Origin of the sequence: Rhodococcus sp. AW25M09 (genome assembly GCF_000333955.1) — a bacterium.
Taxonomy (GTDB): domain Bacteria; phylum Actinomycetota; class Actinomycetes; order Mycobacteriales; family Mycobacteriaceae; genus Rhodococcoides.
Map to the genome: position 1 here is coordinate 1 of NZ_CAPS01000130.1, position 2,523 is coordinate 2,523.

The window sequence follows — 2,523 nt, forward strand, 5'->3', positions numbered from 1 at the left end:
GTCGGGACATCCGATCCGCTACCGCACCGAACATCGCCACGAAGAGGGCTTGAACGACGGACAGCGCCAGCCACGGCACCGATCCGACGTACTCCCCCACCCACGGCAGCAGAGGCACGAAGAACGCCGAGCCGGCGACGAAGCCGTACCCGGCCCCCGCACGCGCCCCTCGCCCGCGCACAGCCAACAGCAGCATTGCAATTGCTACCGGAGCGAGAAACCACAGATCTAGGGGCGGGAATGTGGCGTACAACAGCAACCCGGACGAGGCAGCCGCGAGGAGCCGGATCCAGGCACGGACTCCGTTGCTGCCGGTCACCCACCGCGCCCGGTTCGAGTCGTCGCCGGGTCGTCGAGGTCCGGGTTCTGTGTCAGGAGCCGCTCTCATGACGACATGAGCAAGCAGCCGGTACCGGAGAAATCTCTGCCGTTCATCAACTACTATGGTGCATAGTATTTTATGTGATGGCAACTCTGCGGCGGTGACCGATCCCTTCCGTCGACACCCAGCACCTGTCCGAGGTACACCCGAGAACGAGGATCCGTGAACCGCTCCCCCACCACGTCTCCCACGCGGCTGCGTGCTTACGCAGTGACTCTCGTGCTGACATTGGTCGCTACCGCGCTGACCGTCGACTACTGGGCGCAACAAGCGTTGCCCGGCTCTCCGATCGCACTACCGATCCTCGAACTGCGACTCGCCTTCAACCGCGGAATGGCCTTCAGCCTGGGCGATTCACTGCCCCTATGGGTGATCGTGTCGGTCACGGCGACGATCACCGCCGGGGTCGCGGCCTACGGATGGCACAGCGCTCGGCACGGGGAGCAGTGGACCACGGTGGCGCTGGCGTTGATCCTCGCCGGTGCCCTGTCCAACGTCCTCGACCGGCTTGTCGACGGTGCGGTCACGGACTACTTCCACACTGGATGGTGGCCGACGTTCAACCTCGCCGATGTCTACATCACCAGCGGTGTCGTGGTGCTGATCGGTGCGTCGGTGTTCGTGCGGGATACAGCCGAGAGGCAGCCCGGTTCCGATTCGGCGGCCGCGCACACCTGACCGTGGACCTCACCGTCTGCGGCTCCTTCGCCGTGTCGCCGGTGCAGTGCTCGCTACGGACGTCCCTGTGGACCACCGAACGCGCCGCGCAGATCCATCTCACGACCCCGCGTGACCCGAGCCGGCGGGTTCGCACGACCCGCCTCACCCACTTCGAAGACCTCGACTGCTCCCTGTCACCACGCCACTTCCCGACATCGACCCTCACCGCGTGGAGGTTCGACCTGCAGCGTGGCGTGGTCGAGACCGTACTGATCGAGAAGGACCTGTTGAGCGGCAGCGAGCACCGGCGGTGAGGCGGTACCCGGGGTCACGGTCAAATGCGCCGACGCGACCTCCATCCCGGACGTCAGGGTCCAGATGTGCAGGTCGTGCACGTCCTCGACACCCTCGACGGCGGCCAACGACTTCTCGACCGCTGCCACGTCGATGCCCGACGGGGCGTGCTGCAGCAGTATCCGCACGGCGTGACGGCCCAGGTTGAACGCGCGCGGCAGGACGAACACGCCGATGGCGACCGCGATGACCGGATCGGCGTACCGCCATCCGAACAGGACGGTGACCAGCCCGCTGACGAGTACGCCGATCGAGCCGAGCATGTCCGCCATCACCTCGAGATACGCACCCCGAACGTTGAGGCTGTCCTTGGCGCCGCTGCGCAGCAGGGCGAACGCGATGAGGTTCATCACGAGCCCGAGGGTGGCCACCGCCATCACCGGGACGCCGGGGACCTCGGGCGGATTCGTGATGCGTTGCGCGGCTTCGTAGAGAATCCAACCGGCCACACCGAACAGCAGAAGTGCATTGAACAATGCGGCGAACACCTCGGCTCGGTAGAGCCCGAACGTGCGGGCAGCCTTGGTCGATTGTCGCTGTGCGAGTGTGATCGCCACGATCGCCATCAGTATCCCGAACACGTCGGTGAACACGTGTGCGGAATCGGAGAGCAGGGCCAGCGACGAGGTGGACAGGCCGACGACGACCTGCGTCACGAGGGTGACCGCCCCCAGGCCGACAGCGATCCACAGTCGGCCGAGGTGTTTTCCGGACGCGCTGGCCGGTGAACCCGGCTCTATCCCGTGGCCGTGTCCGTGCCCCATCGTTGCTCCTTCGTCGTGTCCGGTCCGCAGAACGACAATATATTGCGATATGCGCATACATGCAAGTGTTGAAGGATTGTCCGGCGGTGGCTGCCCGGACTCGTACAACTATCATTCGTAGTAGTTCATTGTCGGCGCAGGTCGGACTGCCTCGCGCCCATGTCGGAAACACGATCCACCGGGAAGAGGCGCACACCATGGCCACCGAAGCGGCCCGCTCGACCCGCGGCGCAGTGGATCGACGCTCCGGATCGCAGGTGATGGTGCTGTGCGCAGCGATTGCCGCGGTGGTCGCTGCACTGCTCGCCGCGATGTCGACGTCGCAAGCGCTCGTGCTGTTGGGTCTGCCCGATCCCGGCCCGG

2 protein-coding genes and 1 pseudogene are annotated in these 2,523 nt (G+C 65.6%); 1 reads left to right on the forward strand and 2 read right to left on the reverse strand.

Annotated elements, in window-relative coordinates; all coding sequences use genetic code 11:
* Positions 1-319, reverse strand: a pseudogene (locus RHODMAR_RS24280) (apolipoprotein N-acyltransferase); the annotation flags it as partial.
* A 225-nt stretch (positions 320-544) separates the two neighbouring features.
* Between RHODMAR_RS24280 and lspA the strand changes: the two are divergent.
* A complete protein-coding gene (gene lspA, locus RHODMAR_RS24285; RefSeq protein ID WP_008720077.1) occupies positions 545-1,060 on the forward strand; it encodes a signal peptidase II in 516 nt (171 codons plus the stop codon).
* Positions 1,061-1,236: 176 nt separating this feature from the next.
* Here lspA and RHODMAR_RS24290 read toward each other — a convergent pair whose 3' ends face one another.
* Positions 1,237-2,160, reverse strand: a complete 924-nt coding sequence (locus RHODMAR_RS24290; protein WP_008720079.1) for a cation diffusion facilitator family transporter — start codon at positions 2,158-2,160, stop codon at positions 1,237-1,239.
* Positions 2,161-2,523 lie beyond the last annotated feature (363 nt).